This is a genomic window from Pseudomonas alcaligenes (assembly GCF_014490745.1).
In the GTDB taxonomy this organism is placed as follows: Bacteria; Pseudomonadota; Gammaproteobacteria; order Pseudomonadales; family Pseudomonadaceae; genus Aquipseudomonas; species Aquipseudomonas alcaligenes_C.
Genome location: NZ_LZEU01000001.1, coordinates 317,273 through 335,748 on the forward strand (window position 1 = coordinate 317,273; position 18,476 = coordinate 335,748).

The 18,476-nt window shown below is 67.1% G+C and carries 11 protein-coding genes; 6 read left to right on the forward strand and 5 right to left on the reverse strand.

Annotation, left to right across the window (positions count from 1 at the left end; genetic code table 11):
- Positions 1-16 precede the first annotated feature (16 nt).
- Genes A9179_RS01460 through A9179_RS01470 form a run of 3 tightly spaced genes read left to right on the forward strand, consistent with a single transcriptional unit; the run spans position 17 to position 9,199 of the window.
- Positions 17-7,687 (forward strand): Hpt domain-containing protein, encoded by a 7,671-nt coding sequence (locus tag A9179_RS01460; protein ID WP_187804087.1) that lies wholly within the window; start codon positions 17-19, stop codon positions 7,685-7,687.
- Positions 7,680-8,708: a chemotaxis protein CheB gene (locus tag A9179_RS01465; RefSeq protein WP_187804088.1), complete on the forward strand. Its 1,029-nt coding sequence runs from the start codon at positions 7,680-7,682 to the stop codon at positions 8,706-8,708. Before A9179_RS01460 ends, A9179_RS01465 begins: the two co-directional genes overlap by 8 nt.
- Positions 8,709-8,731: 23 nt before the next feature.
- Positions 8,732-9,199 (forward strand): chemotaxis protein CheW, encoded by a 468-nt coding sequence (locus A9179_RS01470; protein ID WP_187804089.1) that lies wholly within the window; start codon positions 8,732-8,734, stop codon positions 9,197-9,199.
- Positions 9,200-9,305: 106 nt separating this feature from the next.
- On the opposite strand, the gene A9179_RS01475 is transcribed toward A9179_RS01470, so the two are convergent.
- Together A9179_RS01475 and A9179_RS01480 are read right to left on the reverse strand one after the other, a co-directional pair.
- Positions 9,306-10,025, reverse strand: a complete 720-nt coding sequence (locus tag A9179_RS01475) for a 16S rRNA (uracil(1498)-N(3))-methyltransferase (RefSeq protein ID WP_187804090.1) — start codon at positions 10,023-10,025, stop codon at positions 9,306-9,308.
- A 106-nt stretch (positions 10,026-10,131) separates the two neighbouring features.
- Positions 10,132-11,538 carry an adenosylmethionine--8-amino-7-oxononanoate transaminase gene (locus A9179_RS01480; RefSeq protein ID WP_187804091.1) on the reverse strand — a complete coding sequence of 469 codons (1,407 nt, stop codon included), beginning with the start codon at positions 11,536-11,538 and terminating at the stop codon, positions 10,132-10,134.
- 152 nt (positions 11,539-11,690) lie between these two features.
- Here A9179_RS01480 and A9179_RS01485 point away from each other — a divergent pair, with 152 nt between their 5' ends.
- From A9179_RS01485 to A9179_RS01495, 3 genes are all read left to right on the forward strand, one after another.
- Entirely contained in the window at positions 11,691-13,163 is a 1,473-nt protein-coding gene (locus A9179_RS01485; RefSeq protein WP_187804092.1) for a flavin monoamine oxidase family protein, read from the forward strand.
- A gap of 258 nt (positions 13,164-13,421) precedes the next feature.
- Positions 13,422-13,976 (forward strand): cytochrome b, encoded by a 555-nt coding sequence (locus A9179_RS01490; RefSeq protein WP_187804093.1) that lies wholly within the window; start codon positions 13,422-13,424, stop codon positions 13,974-13,976.
- Positions 13,977-13,994: 18 nt separating this feature from the next.
- The gene (locus A9179_RS01495; protein ID WP_187804094.1) at positions 13,995-14,570 is read left to right on the forward strand and encodes a YceI family protein; all 576 of its coding nucleotides are present in this window, start codon (positions 13,995-13,997) and stop codon (positions 14,568-14,570) included.
- 70 nt (positions 14,571-14,640) lie between these two features.
- Here A9179_RS01495 and A9179_RS01500 read toward each other — a convergent pair whose 3' ends face one another.
- From A9179_RS01500 to metF, 3 genes are all read right to left on the reverse strand, one after another.
- On the reverse strand, positions 14,641-16,518 hold the full coding sequence (locus A9179_RS01500) for a DEAD/DEAH box helicase (RefSeq protein WP_187804095.1): 1,878 nt from the start codon (positions 16,516-16,518) through the stop codon (positions 14,641-14,643).
- A 187-nt stretch (positions 16,519-16,705) separates the two neighbouring features.
- Positions 16,706-17,476 (reverse strand): substrate-binding periplasmic protein, encoded by a 771-nt coding sequence (locus tag A9179_RS01505; protein WP_187804096.1) that lies wholly within the window; start codon positions 17,474-17,476, stop codon positions 16,706-16,708.
- Positions 17,477-17,624: 148 nt separating this feature from the next.
- On the reverse strand, positions 17,625-18,470 hold the full coding sequence (metF, locus tag A9179_RS01510; protein WP_187804097.1) for a methylenetetrahydrofolate reductase [NAD(P)H]: 846 nt from the start codon (positions 18,468-18,470) through the stop codon (positions 17,625-17,627).
- Between the last annotated feature and the right edge of the window lie 6 nt (positions 18,471-18,476).

Below are 18,476 nucleotides of genomic sequence, written 5' to 3' on the forward strand. Positions count from 1 at the left end.
TATGACTGGAGTCGGTATGGGTGATCGGCACGACTATGTCGCCCTGGAGTGGGTCAAAGGCGAAATCGCGGAAACCCTGAAGCAGGCGCGCCAGGCCCTGGAGGCGTTCGTCGAGAACACCCAGGACGCCACGCGCATGCGTTTCTGCCTGACCTACGTGCACCAGGTGCATGGCACCCTGCAGATGGTCGAGTTCTACGGCGCGGCCCTGCTCGCCGAAGAAATGGAGCAGCTGGCCCAGGCCCTGCTCGATGGCCGCGTGCCCAACCAGGGCGAAGCCCTGGAAGTGCTGATGCAGGCCATCCTGCAGCTGCCGGTCTACCTGGAGCGCATCCAGAGCGCCCGCCGCGACTTGCCGATGGTGGTGCTGCCGCTGCTCAACGACCTGCGCGCCGCCCGCGGCGAGAAGCTGCTGTCGGAAACCAGTCTGTTCTCCCCCGATCTGTCCGGGCGCCAGCCGGCGCTGTCCCACGAGTCCCTGGACAAACTGCGTACCGCCGAACTGCCGGTACTGCTGCGCAAGCTGCGCCAGATGCTGCAGATGGCCCTGGTCGGGGTGATCCGCAATCAGGATCTGGGCACCAACCTGGGCTACATGGCGCGTGTCTTCGCGCGCCTGGAAACCCTGTGCAAGGAAGCCCCGCTCGGCCCGCTGTGGCAGATCGCCTCGGGCATGATCGAAGGCCTGGCCAATGGCAGCGTGGTCAACGGCACCTCGGTGCGTACCCTGCTGCGCCAGGTCGACAAGGAGCTCAAGCGCCTGGTCGAACAAGGTGCCGACGGCATCAACCAGGCCGCCCCGGACGAGCTGACCAAGAACCTGCTGTTCTACGTGGCCAAGGCGCCGGCGCAATCGCCGCGCATTCGCGCACTCAAGGAACAATACCGCCTGGCCGACGCGCTGCCCGACAGCGACGTGGTCGACGAGGAGCGCGCCCGCCTGGCCGGCCCGGATCGCGACGCCATGCGTTCGGTGGTCGGTGCCCTGTGCGAGGAGCTGGTACGGGTCAAGGACAGCCTCGACCTGTTCGTCCGTAGCGACCGCAAGCAGGTGGCCGAGCTGGATGCCCTGCTGGCCCCGCTCAAGCAGATCGCCGACACCCTGGCGGTGCTCGGTTTCGGCCAGCCGCGCAAGGTGATCCTCGACCAGATCGACGTGGTGCACGCCCTGTCGCTCGGCCAGCGCGAAGCCAACGACGCAGTGCTGATGGATGTCGCCGGCGCCCTGCTGTACGTCGAGGCGACCCTGGCCGGCATGGTTGGCCCCAGCGACGATGCGCAGAACGAGCAGAGCCACCTGCCGACCACCGATGTGGCGCAGATCCACCAACTGGTGATCAAGGAAGCCCGCACCGGCCTGGAGCAGGCCAAAGACGCGATCATCGAATTCATCGCCTCGCAGTGGAACCACGAGCACCTGGCCCGCGTGCCGGAGCTGCTGACCCAGGTACGCGGCGGTCTGGCGATGATCCCGCTGACCCGTGCAGCGACCCTGCTGCAGGCCTGCAACCGCTATATCGAAGAACAGTTGCTGGTGCGCAAGGCCGTACCCAACTGGCAGAACCTCGACACCCTGGCCGACGCCATCACCAGCGTCGAGTACTACCTCGAGCGCCTGGCCGAAGACCATGCCAGCCAGGGCGACCTGATTCTCGACGTGGCCGAGGAGAGCCTGGAAAGCCTCGGTTATCCGCTCAAGGAAAAACCATCGATCCTCGACCGCATCGAGGAGCCGTATCAGGAAAGCATCGCGCCGCTGGCCGATCCGCTGCAGGACATCGAAGTCCTGGCAGCCGAAGAACTGTCCCTGGGCGAGGAGCTGGAGCTGCCCGCGCTGGACGACGCACCACTCGAACTCGACGCCGGCAGCGAGCCGACGGCCCCGACTGACGACGGCGGCCTGAGCTTCGAGTTCGGCGAGCTGTCGTTGGAAGACGCTGCTCCGAGCAGCGACAACAGCGAACTGCTGGTCTCCGACGACAACTGGAGCCTGGGTGACGTGGCCCAGGACGACAGCGGTCTCGACCTCAGCCTGGATGCCCCGCTGGAGCTGGACATGTCTGCCGCGGCGCTGCCGCAGGTGGAGAGCTTCGACGGCGACCTCGAACTGAACCTGGATGCCCCGCTGGAGCTGCAGGAACTGTCCCTCGCCGACGTGGCGCAAGAGCCCGCGGCCCCGGCCGTTGAAGCCGAGGAACTGAGCCTGGAGTCCCTCGAGGGCGACGCGGCCAGCTGGGACGAACTGGAAATCGCAGCGCTGGAGCTGCCCGAGGTCGAGCTGCCGAGCGCGCCGATCGAGGCGCCGGCCAGCGAGCCGGTGGCCAAGCCGCTGTCCATGGCCGACGTCATGGCTGCGCCGGTGCAGGCGATCAACCCGCCTGCCCAGGACGTGCCGCCGAGCCTGCTGCCGCCGCCGGCCGACGAAGAACCAATCGACGAGGATCTGCTGGAAGTCTTCGTCGAAGAAGCCGCCGAAGTACTCGAAACCATTGCCAGCTACCTGCCGCAGTGGCGTGCCGACAGCACCGACAAGGAAGCCCTGACCGAAGTCCGGCGCGCCTTCCACACCCTCAAGGGTAGCGGCCGCATGGTGCGCGCCCTGGTGATCGGTGAGCTGGGCTGGTCGATCGAGAATCTGCTCAACCGCGTGCTCGACCGCAGCATCGAAGCGGGCGAGGCGGTGCATCAGGTGGTTGCCGACGTGGTGGCGCTGATGCCGACGCTGGTCGAAGAGTTCGCCGCCAAGGCCCAGCGCCAACGCGACGACGTCGACCTGCTGGCGGCTACCGCCCACGCCCTGGCCCGTGGCCAGGTGCCGCCGCAGGCGGCCATTGCCGCTGCCCCGGCAGCAGTCGCCGAGCCCGAGGCCGGCGAAGAGATCGAAGCAGTTGAAGTGGTTGAGCTAGCCGCCGCGGAGCTGGCGGATGCCGAAGCCCATGGCCTGGATCCGCAGTTGCTGGAAATCTTCCGCAACGAGGCGGAAACCCACCTGGATACCCTGGTCGGCTTCCTCGCCGATTGCGCCCAGGAGCTGCCGCAGCCGGTGACCGACAACCTGCAGCGTGCCCTGCATACCCTCAAGGGCAGCGCGCACATGGCCGGCATTCTGCCGATCGCGGAAATCGCCACCCCGCTGGAAAAACTGGTCAAGGAATTCAAGACCAACCTGATTCCCATGGATCTGGCCGAAGCCGAGCTGCTGCATAGCGCCGAGCAGCTGTTCCGCCAGGGCCTGGAACAACTGGAAAGCCGCCCGCTGGCGCCGATCGAAGGGGCCGCCGAGTTCCTCGAGCGCGCGCACAAGCTGCACCAGGATCGCCTGGAAAGCGTCGAGAGCAGCCGCCAGGATGAACACGGCGAGAGCCGCGATCCGCAGATGATCTCGATCTTCCTCGCCGAAGGCATGGATATCCTGCTGGACGCCGAGGATCTGCTGCGCAAGTGGCACGCCCACCCCAGCGAACAGCAGGAACTGAGTGCCCTGCTGGACGAGCTGACTACCCTCGGCCGCGGAGCCGAGATGGCCGAACTGCCGCAGATCGATGAGCTGTGCCAGGCCCTGCTGGCGCTGTACCAGGCTGCCCAGGATGGCCGCCTGGCAGTCAGCGAGCGCTTCTTCAGCGAAGCCGAGGCGGCCCATGAGGCGCTGATCGGCATGATGGATCAGGTCGCCGCCGCGCTGCAGGTCAGCCCGCAGCCGGAGCGGGTCGCCGCGCTCCACGCGCTGCTCGGCGAAGCCCTGGATCCCGCCGCCCTGGCCCTGCTGGAGCCGAACGCCGATCTGCAGGTGATCGAGCTCGAAGCGCCGCAAGTGGACGAGCCGAGCTGGCTGGACGCACCGCTGGTGGAAGAGTCCATCGAGCTGGTAGCCGAGCCGCAACCGGCCCCTGTCGTGCCACCCGCACCGCAGCCTGTGGTGAGCATGCCGGAGAACCTGGACGCGGAGATGGTGGAGATCTTCCTGGAAGAGGCCGTCGATATTCTCGACAGCGCCGGCCAGGCCCTCGACCGCTGGCTGGGCGACCCGGACAACAACCTGGCGTTGTCTTCCCTGCAGCGCGACCTGCACACCCTCAAGGGCGGTGCACGGATGGCCGAGATCCGCCCGATCGGCGACCTCGCCCACGAACTCGAATCGCTCTATGAAGGTCTGGTGGATCGCCGCTTCAGCCACTCGCCGGCGCTGGCCGGCCTGCTGCAGCAGAGCCACGATCGCCTGGCCGTGCTGCTGGAACAGCTGCAGCGCAACCAGCCGCTGGTCGACCCCAGTCAGTTGATCGAAGCCATTCGCAGCTTTCGCCAGGGCGGAGCCATAGCGCCGCTGGCCGCCGTGGCCCAGCCTGAGCCCGAAGCCGAAGCCGAAGCCGAAGCCGAAGCCGAAGCCGAAGCCGAAGTCGAAGCCGAGCCTGAGTGGCTGCTGGACGAAACACCGGCTGAGCTGGCGCCAGCGCCGGAGCTGGACGAAAGCTCCCAGGAAATCGACCTGGGTGAACTGGCCGAGGTGGACTTCGTCGCCCCGGTGCTGGACGAACTGCCCGCTCTGCAGCTCGAGGAGCTGTCGCTGGCCGCTGACGCCGCGGCGGACGAAGAGCTGCAGGAGCTGCCGGCCCTGAGCCAGGACGAATGGCACCTGGACGGCGCCCTGCCGGAACTGGGCGCCGAGCCCCTGGTGGAGCCGGCCGAACAGCCGGCCGCTGAGCAGGCGACGGACGAGGAAGCCGACAAGCCGGCGGAATCGCCGGGTTTTGAGCCGCTTCCGGTCGCCGCAGAGCAGCCGGAAGCCGCCGACGAAATCGAGCAGCCGTTTGCTGCCGCCCCGCAATCCCCGGTTCCGCCCCAGGCCCCGAGCGCCGCGGCGGTAGTGGACGAGCGCGATCCGGAGCTGGTGGAGATCTTCCTCGAGGAAGGCTTCGACATCATGGACAGCGCCGGCGCTGCCCTGCAGCGCTGGATGGGCGATGTCGACAACACCCTGGAAGTCGAGGCCCTGCAGCGCGACCTGCACACCCTCAAGGGTGGTGCACGGATGGCCGAGATCCGCGAGATCGGCGATCTGGCCCACGAGCTGGAGTTCCTTTACGAAGGCGTCGGCGATGGCCGCCTGCGCGCCGGCAACGACCTGTTCGGTCTGCTCCAGACCTGTCACGACCGCCTGGCCGAGATGCTCGAGGCGGTGCGCGGCAATCGTGCGGTGCCGGATGGCAACGCGCTGATCCAGACCATCAAGCAGTTCCGCGCCAACCCCGACGAGCAGCTGAGCATGCCTTCCAGCGTGCACCTGCAGCCGGTGGTGGAAGAGGACGTGGGTGCCGAGGCCGATATCCTCGACATCTTCCTCGAGGAAGGCGACGACCTGCTGGAAGCCATGGAAGCCGCCATCGGCCGCTGGGAAGCCAGCCGCGAAGACGGCAGCGCCATCGACGAGATGCTGCGCATCCTGCACACCCTCAAGGGCGGTGCACGGTTGGCCGGGCAGAAACGCCTGGGCGACCTCAGCCACGACCTCGAGCAGCACCTGACCGAGGCCCAGCAGCAGGGCGCGCCTTGGCCGGACAGCCTGTTCCTCGACGTACAGTCCGGTTTCGAGGGCCTGCAGAAGGAACTCGATCAGCTGCGCCAGCGCCTCGACGACAGCCATGTCGCCGACCAGCAGGCCGCCGCCGAAGAAGAGCAGGCCCAGGAACCGCAAGCGGCCCAGGCGCCGGTGCCGGTCAACCTGAGCACGCCGATCGTTGCTGCCAGCAGCCTGCCGCAGACCGCCCAGGAAACCCGCGTGCTGCCGTTCGTCCAGCGCGCCGCCGAGGCCGCTGCCGAAGCTGCCGCCCGCCGTGCGCCGCAGGAGCTGGTCAAGGTACCGGCCGAGCTGCTCGAAGGCCTGGTCAACCTGGCTGGTGAAACCTCGATCTTCCGTGGTCGAGTCGAGCAGCAGGTCAGCGACTTCGGCTTCACCCTCGGCGAGATGGAAGCCACCATCGAGCGGGTGCGCGACCAGCTGCGCCGTCTCGACATCGAAACCCAGGCGCAGATTCTCAGCCGCTACCAGGCCGAGGCCGAGCGTGCCGGCTACGAAGACTTCGACCCGCTGGAAATGGATCGTCACTCGCAGCTGCAGCAGCTTTCGCGCGCACTGTTCGAGTCGGCCTCCGACTTGCTCGACCTGAAGGAAACCCTGGCTACCCGTAACCGCGACGCCGAGACCCTGCTGCTGCAACAGGCGCGGGTCAACACCGAGCTGCAGGAAGGCCTGATGCGTACCCGCATGGTGCCGTTCGACCGCCTGGTGCCGCGTCTGCGCCGCATCGTCCGCCAGGTCGCCGCGGAGCTGGGCAAGCAGGTCGAGTTCCATGTCGGCAACGCCGAAGGCGAGATGGATCGTACCGTTCTCGAGCGCATCGTCGCGCCGCTGGAGCACATGCTGCGCAACGCCGTCGACCACGGCATCGAGCCGGCCGACAAGCGTCTGGCCAGCGGCAAGTCGGAGGTCGGCAATATCCGCCTGACCCTCGGCCGCGAGGGGGGCGACATCCTCCTGACCTTGAGCGACGACGGTGGCGGCATCCGCCTCGACGCCGTGCGGCGCAAGGCGCTTGAGCGCGGACTGATGGACGAGGACTCCGATCTCACCGATCACGAGATCCTGCAGTTCATCCTCGAGGCCGGCTTCTCCACCGCCGAGAAGGTCACCCAGATCTCCGGCCGTGGTGTCGGCATGGACGTGGTGCACTCCGAGGTCAAGCAGCTCGGCGGCTCGATGAGCATCGAGTCGACCGTGGGCGAGGGCACCCGCTTCCTGATCCGCCTGCCGTTCACCGTGTCGGTCAACCGCGCGCTGATGGTGCTCTCGGGTGAAGACCTGTACGCCATCCCGCTGAACACCATCGAAGGTATCGTGCGGGTTTCGCCGTACGAGCTGGAGGCTTACTACGGCCCGGATGCGCCGCGCTTCGAGTACGCCGGCCAGGCCTATGAACTGAAATACCTCGGCGACCTGCTCAACAACGGCCAGCAGCCCAAGCTGATCGGCCAGAGCCTGCCGCTGCCGGTGATCCTGGTGCGCTCCAGCGAGCACGCCGTGGCGGTACAGGTGGACAGCCTGGCCGGTTCGCGCGAGATCGTGGTGAAGAGCCTCGGCCTGCAGTTCGCCGGGGTGCACGGCATCTCCGGTGCGACCATCCTCGGTGACGGTCGCGTGGTGGTGATTCTCGACCTGCTGGCGACCATCCGTGTGCGTCACGCGCACATGCTCGGCCAGCTGCATGCGCCGCGCCTGGCCAGCCAGGCGCCGCAGACCGCCGCGGAAGTCGAAGCCGACCGCCCGACCCTGGTCATGGTGGTGGACGATTCGGTCACCGTGCGCAAGGTCACCAGCCGCCTGCTGGAGCGCAACGGCATGAACGTGCTGACGGCCAAGGACGGGGTCGACGCCATCGCCCAGCTGCAGGAGCACCGCCCGGACGTGATGCTGCTGGACATCGAGATGCCGCGCATGGACGGCTTCGAAGTGGCCACCCTGGTGCGCCATGACGAACGCCTGAAAGACCTGCCGATCATCATGATCACCTCGCGTACCGGTGAGAAACACCGCGAGCGGGCCATGGCCATCGGCGTCAACGAGTACCTGGGCAAGCCGTACCAAGAGTCGGATCTGCTCGACAATATCCTGAAACTGGTCAAACGCCATGACTGATAGCCGCACCGCTGCAAGGATTGCCGTGATCGCCGACACCTCGCTGCAGCGCCATGTGCTGCAGCAGGCGCTGTCTGGCAGTGGCTACCAGGTCGTGCTTAACAGCGACCCGGCACGCCTCGACGAAGAGGCCCTGGCCGCCTGCGAGGCCGACTTGTGGCTGGTCGACCTGGCCCAGTCGGAAGACTCACCGCTGGTCGACAGCCTGCTCGAGCGCTCCAGCGCGCCGGTGCTGTTTGGCGAGGGCCACGCTCCGGAGCGTCATTCGGAAAACTACCCGCGCTGGGAGCGCAGCCTGTTCGGCAAGCTCAAGCGCCTGATCGGCGATCCGACCCAGGCCATCGGCCCGAGCCTGGAAGCCCTGCTGGCCGAGGCGCAGCGCCCCGGTCGCCTGGAGCTGCCGGCCGCGCTGGCGAGCACGCCGCTGGTGGCCGGCGAGCCGGCCAAGCAGGTCTGGCTGCTGGCTGCCTCCCTCGGCGGCCCGGCGGCGGTCAAGGCCTTCCTCGATGCCCTGCCAGGCGGCCTGCCGGTCGGCTTCGTCTATGCCCAGCACATCGATGCCGCCTTCGAAACCGCGCTGCCCCAGGCGGTTGGCCGGCACAGCCAGTGGCACGTCAACCCGGTACGCCATGGCGACGCGGTGCGTTGCGGCGAAGTGGTGGTGGCGCCGATCAGCCATGAGCTGGGCTTTGCCGAGAACGGCCACATGCAGATCGCCGACCGTGGCTGGCCGGAGCCCTACAGCCCGTCCATCGACCAGATGATGCTCAACCTGGCCCAGCACTTCGGTGCCCACAGCGGCGTGATTGCCTTCAGCGGCATGGGCAGTGACGGCAGCGCCGCGGCGGCCTATGTGCGCCGCCAGGGCGGCCTGATCTGGACTCAGCGCGCCGACAGCTGCGCTTGCCCGAGCATGCCGGACAGCCTGCGCGAGGGCGGTTACAGTGCCTTCAGCGGCGACCCGCGCGAGCTGGCCGAGGCGCTGGTGAACCATCTCGCCGCGCAGTGCGCCGATGCCTGACAAGGCCCCGTAAAGGATCGCTCATGAGTCAAGTCGCAACTACCCAGACCCCCAGCAACCTCACCGCGCTGCTGGTGCCGCTGGCCGATCGCACCCTGATGCTGCCCAACGTGGCGGTGGCGGAGCTGATCCCCTACCGTCCGCCGCAGGTCACCGCAGGTCTGCCGGCCTGGTTCCTCGGCCAGGTGGCCTGGCGCAACCTGCAGCTGCCGCTGCTGTCGTTCGAGGCGGCCTCCGATGGCCAGCCACAGATCGGCCCGGGCGCGCGGGTGGCGGTGATCAACGCCCTCGGCGGGCGTGACCAGGTCAAGTTCCTCGCCCTGCTGGTGCAGGGGATTCCCCGTTCGCTCAAGGTCGACGCGCACCTGGCGCGCGCCAACGAGCCGCTGGCGCCGCTGGAACTGGGTGCGGTGCAGCTCGGCGAAGCAGTGGTGAAGATTCCGGATCTGATCGGTCTGGAGCAGAAGCTGGCGGACGCCGGCCTGATCTGAACCCCTGGCGCACGCTGCGTCTGGCAGCGGGCTGCCTGGGGAGCATCCTGTGCACCTGTTATGAAAAAGCCCGCTTAACGCGGGTTTTTTTGTGCCGCTCTGTTGCTCAGAAATCGCCCCATAGCTGCTGCGCCACGGCCAGCGCCACCACTGGCGCGGTCTCGGTGCGCAGCACCCGTGGGCCGAGGCGGGCGGCATGGAAGCCGGCGGCCTTGGCTTGTTCCACTTCGCCGTCGCTGAGGCCGCCTTCCGGGCCGATCAGAAAGGCCAGGGTCGCCGGGCTGGCGTGACTGGTCAGTGGTTCGGCGACCGGGTGCAGTACCAGCTTGAGTGCGGCATCGGTCTGCTTCAGCCAGTCGGCCAGCAGCAGCGGCGGGTGGATCACCGGCAGCACCGAGCGCCCGCACTGTTCGCAGGCGCTGATCGCCACCTGGCGCCAGTGGGCCAGGCGCTTGTCGGCGCGTTCGTCCTTGAGGCGCACTTCGCAGCGCTCGGAGACGATCGGGGTGATGGCGCTGGCGCCCAGCTCGGTGGCCTTCTGGATCGCCCAGTCCATCCGTTCGCCGCGCGACAGCCCCTGGCCCAGGTGCACCTGCAGGCTCGACTCGGCCTGGCCGGCAAACTGCTCGCGCAGCTCGACCCGTACTGTCTTCTTGCCCACTTCGATCAGCTCGCCAAGGAACTCCTGGCCGCTGCCGTCGAACAGCTGCACGGCATCGCCGGCGGCATGCCGCAGCACGCGGCCGATGTAGTGGGCCTGGGCCTCGGGCAGTTCGTGCTGGCCGAGGGAGAGCGGGGCGTCGATAAAGAAGCGGGATAGGCGCATGGCACAGGAACCTGGGGTCGAGGTGCGCATTCTAGCCGCAGGGGCACACCGAGTCAGTCCGTAGGGCGGGTGAAACCCGCGGGTTGCACCGCCCTACCGTCGAGGTTCAGCCCGGATCGCGATGGTTGGGGTAGAGGTCGCTGGCGACCGCCACGCTGACCGACTCGCGGGTGGCGATATCGATGCCTTCGCTGGCCACTTCGGCGAGGAAGTCGATCTGCTCCGGGGTGACCACGTAGGGCGGCAGGAAATACACCACGCTGCCCAGCGGGCGCAGCAGCGCACCGCGCGTGAGGGCATGCTGGTAGACCTGCAGGCCGCGGCGCTGCTGCCAGGGGTAGGCGCTCTTGCTGGCCTTGTCCTGCACCATCTCGATGGCCAGGGCCATGCCGGTCTGGCGCACTTCGGCCACGTGCGGGTGATCCACCAGGTGCGCGGTGGCGCTGGCCATGCGCGCGGCCAGGGCCTTGTTCTTCTCGATGACATTGTCGTCACGGAAGATATCCAGGGTCGCCAGGGCGGCGGCGCAGGCCAGCGGGTTGCCGGTGTAGGTGTGCGAGTGGAGGAAGGCGCGCAGGGTGGCGTAGTCGTCGTAGAAGGCGGCGTAGACGTTGTCGGTGGTGAGCACCGCGGCCATCGGCAGGTAGCCGCCGGTCAGCGCCTTGGACAGCACCAGGAAGTCCGGGGTGATGCCGGCCTGCTCGCAGGCGAACATGCTGCCGGTGCGGCCGAAGCCGACGGCAATCTCGTCGTGAATCAGGTGCACGCCGTAACGGTCGCAGGCCTCGCGCAGCAGCTTGAGGTACACCGGGTGGTACATGCGCATGCCGCCGGCGCCCTGGATCAGCGGCTCGACTATCACCGCGGCAACTTCGTGGTGGTGTTCTGCCAGGGTCTGTTCCATGGCGGCGAACATGGTGCGCGAGTGTTCTTCCCAGCCCATGCCTTCGGGGCGCAGGTAGCAGTCCGGGCTCGGCACCTTGATGGTGTCGAGCAGCAGCGCCTTGTAGGTGTCGGTGAACAGTGCCACGTCGCCCACCGACATCGCCGCCACCGTCTCGCCGTGGTAGCTGTTGGTCAGGGTGATGAAGCGTTTCTTGCCTGGCTTGCCGCTGTTGATCCAGTAGTGGTGGCTCATCTTCAGCGCCACTTCGATGCCCGAGGAGCCGTTGTCGGCGTAGAACACCTTGGACAGGCCGGCCGGGGTGATCTGCACCAGGCGCTCGGACAGCTCGATCACCGGCTCGTGGGTGAAGCCGGCGAGCATCACGTGCTCCAGGCTGTCGAGCTGGTCGCGGATGCGCTGGTTGATCCGCGGGTTGCCGTGGCCGAACACGTTGACCCACCAGGAGCTGACCGCATCCAGGTAGCGCTTGCCGTCGAAGTCCTCCAGCCACACGCCGTCGCCGCGCTTGATCGGGATCAGCGGCAGGCGTTCATGGTCCTTCATCTGCGTGCAGGGGTGCCAGAGCACGGCCAGGTCGCGCTGCATCCACTGGGCATTCAGGCTCATCGGGAGGTCTCCTCAATCGGTGGAGGGCAAGCCTACCAGAACCTGTTTGTCTGGCCTTGCTGATTGACCGATCAGTTCGGCGGATTCGCCTGGCCGCTGCCGTGGCCCTCACGTATCCTGCGCGCCAGTTTTTGTTCCCAGGGAATTTCCGTATGTCCGCAGTCTGGTTGCGCGCTGGTGCGCTGATGGTTTTGGCAGTTTTCAGCAGCCTGGCGCTGGGCAAGGACAAACAGCCCACGGCGATCGTGGTGGGTGGCGGCCTGGCCGGCCTGAGCGCTGCCGTCGAGCTGCAGGACAAGGGCTGGCAGGTCACCCTGCTGGAAGCCAAACCGAGCATCGGTGGGCGTTCCGGCCTGGCTACCAGCGAGTGGATCGGCAGCGCCAAGCTGCAGCCGACCCTGCATGCCTACCTCGAGCGCTTCAAGCTCAAGGCCCTGCCGGCGCCGGAGTATGTGCGCGTACCCGGCTACCTGATCGATGGCCGCTACCAGACGGCCGCCGAGCTGGCCAAGTCCGCACCGAGCACCGCCGAGGCCCTGGCGCGCTTCGACAAGAGCCTGGACGAACTGGCCGCTTCCATCGACGACCCGCTCAACCCGCTGACCAGCCACACCCTGAAAAGCCTGGACGCGATGACCACCGCGCGCTGGCTGGACAAGCTGGCCCTGCCGCCGACCGCGCGCGCCCTGGTCGACCAGCGCATCCGCTCGCGCTACGACGAACCGTCGCGCCTGTCGCTGCTCTACCTGGCGCAGCAGGCACGGGTCTACCGCGGCCTGCCGGACAGCGAGATGCGCGCCGCGCGCCTGCCCGGCGGTAGCCAGGTGCTGGCCCAGGCGCTGGCCAAGCAGATCAAGCTGGTGAAGACCGGGGCCTGGGTCTCGGCCATCGTCCAGGACAAGGACAAGGTCACCGTCAAGGTCGGTGCGACCGGCTACAGCGCCGACTACGTGGTGCTGGCCGTGCCGCTGCCGGCGCTGGGCAAGATCAACCTGACGCCGGCGCTGACTCCGCTGCAGAACAAGGCGCTGAAGGACATCAACTACGGTTGGCGCGACCAGATGCTGCTCAAGTTCAAGAAGCCGGTGTGGGGCAAGGCGCGCCTGACCGGCGAAGTATTCAGCGACAAGGGCCTGGGCGTGCTGTGGGTCGAACCGGCGCTCAAGGGCGGGGCCAACCTGCTGGTCAACCTGGCCGGCGACAACGCCCGCCTGATGAGCGCTTTCGGTGACCGCCAGCTGGTCGACCAGGTGCTGATCCGCTTCGACACCCTCTACCCGGGCGCCCGCGAGCAGTTCCAGGGCTACGAGCTGCGCCGCTTCGGTAAGGATCCGCTGGCCGGCGGTGCCTACCTGGCCTACGGCCCGGGCGAGATCAGCCAGTACTGGCGCCTGTGGGAGCAGCCGCTGGGCCGCGTGCTGTTCGCCGGCGAGCACACCGACTCGCTGTACCCGGGCACTCTCGAAGGCGCCCTGCGCAGCGGCCAGCGCGTCGCCCGCCAGGCCGCCGACCTGTACGCCGGCAAGCCAGCCGTGGTGGCGGACAAGGTGGCCAAGGCCGAGCCGACCAAGTCGGGCCAGGACAAGGACGCCAAGCCGGGCTTCTTCTCCCGCCTGTTCAACTGAGGCTCCGAGTCGTAGGGCGGGTGCAACCCGCGCAGCGCTCACGCGGGTTCACCCGCCCTGCGAGTGGCCGCTCATCCCGCGCAAAGCGCCGTCCAGGCGCCTGGCGCGGAACCGGCGCAGGTCTGCCCGGACTAAGCTGAGCCGGGCGGCATCCCGCAAAGCTATCTGTTTACTCGATATTTCGAAGCGAAATTTTCCGCTTTAAATCGATGCGTTTGCCGCTAGGCTTGGCCCATCGATTTTTACGGAAGTCTCGCAATGCAGTGGCGCAACTCTAGCTCCCGTTACGGCCTGGTCAGCATCCTGCTGCACTGGGTCGCCGCCCTGGCGGTGTTCGGCCTGTTCGGCCTCGGCCTGTGGATGCGCGGGCTGGACTACTACAGCAGCTGGTATCGCACTGCCCCTGACCTGCACAAGAGCATCGGCATTGTCCTGTTCATGCTGATGCTGGCGCGCCTGCTGTGGCGCTTCCTCAGCCCGCCACCGGGCGCCCCGGCCAACCACGGCGCGCTCACCCGCCTGGCTTCCAAGGCCGGCCACGGCCTGCTCTATCTCGGCCTGTTCGCCCTGATGATTTCCGGCTACCTGATTTCCACCGCCGATGCCCGCGGCATCGCCGTGTTCGGCCTGTTCGAGGTACCGGCGACCCTGACCAGCATTCCCGACCAGGCCGACGTCGCTGGCCTGATCCACAAATACCTGGCCTGGGGCCTGGTGATCTTCGCCGGCCTGCATGCGCTGGCCGCCCTCAAACACCATTTCATCGACCGTGACGCCACCCTGGTGCGCATGTTCGGTCGTTCCGGCAAGTAACCCACAAGGAGATTGCACATGCTCAAGAAAACCCTCGCGGCCCTGACCCTGGGCGCGGCCCTGTTCGCTGGCCAGGCCATGGCTACCGACTACGCCATCGACAAACAGGGCCAGCACGCCTTCATCACCTTCAAGATCAGCCACCTGGGCTACAGCTTCATCTACGGCAGCTTCAAGGACTTCGATGGCGGCTTCAGCTTCGATGCCGCGGCGCCGGAGGCGAGCAAGGTCAATGTCACCATCAACACCGCCAGCGTTGACTCCAACCATGCCGAGCGCGACAAGCACCTGCGCAGCGGCGATTTCCTCAACGTGGCCAAGCACCCGACCGCGACCTTCGTCTCCACCGCAGTCAAGTCCACCGGTACCGGCACCGCCGACATCACCGGCAACCTGACCCTCAACGGCGTGACCAAGCCGGTGGTGATCGCCGCCAAGTTCATCGGCGAAGGCAGCGACCCGTGGGGCGGCTACCGTGCCGGCTTCGAGGGCAGCACCAAGCTGAAGCTGAAGGACTTCGACATCCAGAAGGATCTCGGCCCGGCGTCCCAGGAAGTGGAGCTGATCATCTCCCTGGAAGGCGTGCGCGAATAAGCCGAAGGGTTTTTCGCAGACATGAAAAAGCCGGCGCTGAGCCGGCTTTTTCATGGGCGGGGGAAACGCCTCAGTCCTGCTTGCGGGTCAGCAGCGCCGGCTTCTCGCCACGCGGGCGGGAGTTGGACAGGCTATCCAGCTGCTCGGCCGTCGGCAGGCGCTCACCCTTGCGGATGATCAGCGGCTGCTTGCTGGCCCGCGAGTCCTGCACGGCTGGCTCCTGGCGCTCGCTGCGCGAGTCGTCGCGCCGGCCGCCGCCATTGCCGCGACCCTGGCCACCGCCGCTGCGGCCTTGACCGCCCTGACGCTGACCACCGCCGCCACCATTGCGGCCTTTCTGACCGCCCTGGCCGCCACCGCTACCCTGACGGGCGCCTTGGCCAGCGCCGCCACTACGGCCTTGACCGCTCTGACCCTGGCCTTGGCCGCCACGACGCTGGTTGCGTCCGGGTGCCTTCGGCGGGTTGGGGCTGACGTAGTCGGCACGGTTGCCGAAGTTGTCGAACTCGTCGTCGAGGAACTCTTCCGGGTCACGCTCCGGCGGCAGAGCCTGAGGCTGCGGGCGGGCGGCACGCTGCTCGCGCGGTTCACGCGGCTGGCGCGGCTGCTGTTGCTGTTGTTCGCCGTTGCCCTGGGGCTGGCCTTCACCTTTACCCTTGCCGCGGCGGTTGCGCGAACGCTTGGGTTTGCCTTCGCCGCCACCGGCTTCGGCATTGTTGCGCTCGCGTTGCGGGCGGTCGGCGCGCGGCTGGCGCTCCGGACGCGGGCCGCGCACTTCCGGCTTTTCCGCTTCGACGCTGGCCGGGTCGAAGCCCAGGGTGTCGCCATCGGCGATCTTCTGCTTGGTCAGGCGCTCGATGCCCTTGAGCAGCTTCTCTTCGTCCGGCGCTACCAGCGAGATCGCCTCGCCGCTACGGCCGGCACGGCCGGTACGGCCGATGCGGTGCACGTAGTCTTCCTCGACGTTGGGTAGTTCGAAGTTGACCACGTGCGGCAGCTGGTCGATATCCAGGCCGCGGGCGGCGATATCGGTGGCGACCAGGATGCGTACCTGGTTGGCCTTGAAGTCGGCCAGGGCCTTGGTGCGCGCGTTCTGGCTCTTGTTGCCGTGGATCGCGGCAGCGCTCAGACCGTGCTTGTCGAGGTACTCGGCCAGGCGGTTGGCGCCGTGCTTGGTGCGGGTGAACACCAGCACCTGCTCCCAGGCACCCTGGGTCACCAGGTGGGCGAGCAGGGCACGCTTGTGGCTGGCCGGCAGGCGGAATACGCGCTGCTCGATGCGCTCTACCGTGGTGTTCGGCGGAGTGACTTCGATGCGCTCCGGGTTGTGCAGCAACTTGCCGGCGAGATCGGTGATGTCCTTGGAGAAGGTTGCCGAGAACAGCAGGTTCTGCCGCTGTGCGGGGAGCTTGGCCAGCACCTTCTTGACGTCGTGGATGAAGCCCATGTCGAGCATGCGGTCGGCTTCGTCGAGCACCAGGATTTCCACGTGGGCCAGGTCGACGGCCTTCTGGCCGGCCAGGTCGAGCAGGCGGCCGGGGCAGGCGACCAGTACGTCGACACCTTTGGCCAGGGCCTGTACCTGCGGGTTCATGCCGACGCCGCCGAAGATGCAGGCGCTGACCAGGGGCAGGTCGCGGGCATAGACCTTGAAGCTGTCGTGTACTTGCGCAGCCAGCTCACGGGTCGGGGTCAGAACCAGCACCCGCGGCTGACGTGGGCCGTGGCGGTGCGACTTGTCTGGATGGCCGCCGGGGAACAGGCGTTCGAGAACCGGGAGGGCGAAACCGCCGGTTTTACCAGTACCCGTCTGGGCGGCGACCATCAGGTCGCGACCTTGCAACACGGCGGGGATGGCCCGCTGTTGCACCGGAGTGGGCTGGGTGTAGCCGGCAGCTTCTACGGCACTGGCTAGAGCCTCGGAGAGACCGAGGGAAACAAAGGACATGAGTCATCCTGTCTGTATAGGGCGAAGGCCCGATGGGGAAATTGCCTGGCTTGAATCGCTCTCATAGGGCGCGATCCCGTCCGGTCCTGCTGGGCGATGGGTTGCCGAGCATCCGGGCGTAAGCCTGGCGGGAGCCCCGAGTATAACAGAGCAACAGGGCTGCGCAGCTACCTGCCCGTCGGCTGGCTCAGCGGGCGGTCGAGGCCACATGGTTGTCCGGGTTGGCGTAACGGGCCTGCAGGCGGGCGTAGCTGTCTTCCCGTTTGAAACGCTGCAGCTCGCGGGCGAAATCATCGGCCAGGGCCTGCAGGCGCGGGTCGCGGCGCAGGGCCAGGTACAGGCGGTCGCTGCCCAATGGCGTGGGGTTGTAGCCGAGCTGCTGGTCGAGGCCGAGCTGGCTGGCGAGGAACAGGCCGGCACGGCGGTCGTTGACCACCAGGTCGACGCGATTGCGCAGCAGCTTGCCGAAATTGGCCTCGTGGCTGGGCGCTTCCTCGCGGCTGAACAGCCTGGAGTTGCGGAACTTCGTGTTGTTGTACCAGTAGCCGGGGGAGGTACCGATCAGCAGGTCGCGCAGGTCGTCCAGCTGGCGATAGGGATAGGGTCGGTTGCGGGCGAAGAACAGCACGAACTGCACGTCCGACAGCGGCTCCTCGACGAACAGCATCTGCGACTCGCGTTCGGGGATGCGGAAAATGTCGAGGATGGCGTCGGCCTGGCCCTGCTGGAGTTCCAGCAGGCAGCGCTTCCACGGCATGAACTGCCACTGCGCCTCGACGTTCAGGCGGCGCAGCACTTCGCGGGTGATCTCGTAGTCCAGCCCGGCCGGCTGGCCGTTCTCTTCATAGACGTAAGGCGCCCAGGCCTCGGTGACGATGCGTAGCGGTTCCGCCCGTGCCGCGAGGGCAAGGCTGCATAACAAAAGGGCGGCAATTATCTGGCGCTGGAATACTGGCATATGGCCAGAATACGAGGTTGGCCCGCATCAGGGAAGTCAGCAGTTGGTCGAATATTCGCCAGTTGAATGGCGATCATTCACGCGGCAGGAGTTGCGTGCGGGCAAGAAAAAGCCGGGCATGCCCGGCTCGTTCGAATCTGCACAAGTCTCAACGCGGCAGTTTGAGATTGTTCCAGATGGCCAGGCTCGGCTCGGCCTGGTTCAGCGTATAGAAGTGCAGACCCGGTGCGCCGCCCTGCAGCAGGCGTTCGCACATCTCGGTCACCACCTGCTCGCCGTATGCCTGGATGCTTTGCAGGTCGTCGCCATAGGCTTCCAGCTGCTTGCGGATCCAGCGCGGGATCTCGGCGCCGCAGGCGTCGGAGAAGCGCGCCAGCTTGCTGTAGTTGGTGATCGGCATGATGCCCGGCACGATCGGTAGATCCACGCCCAGCTTGCGCACGCGCTCGACGAAGTAGAAGTAGCAGTCGGCGCTGAAGAAGTACTGGGTGATGGCGCTGTCGGCGCCGGCCTTGGCCTTGCGCACGAAGTTGGCCAGGTCGTCCTCGAAATTGCGCGCCTGCGGATGCACTTCCGGGTAGGCGGCGACTTCGATATGGAAGTGATCGCCGGTTTCCGCGCGGATGAACTCCACCAGCTCGTTGGCGTAGCGCAGCTCGCCGCTGGCCATGCCCATGCCCGACGGCAGGTCGCCGCGCAGGGCGACGATGCGCTTGATGCCGGAGTTCTTGTACTGGCTGAGCAGGCTGCGCAGCTCGTCCTTGCTGTCGCCGACGCAGGACAGGTGCGGCGCGGTCTGCACGCCCACTTCGCCATCCAGCTGCAGCACGGTGTTCAGCGTGCGGTCGCGAGTGGAGCCACCGGCACCGTAGGTGCAGGAGAAGAAATCGGGGTTGTAGGTCGCCAGCTGACGGGCGACGTTCAGCAGTTTTTCATGCCCGGCTTCGGTCTTCGTCGGGAAGAACTCGAAGCTGTAACGGCGTTCTTGAGACATGGGGAT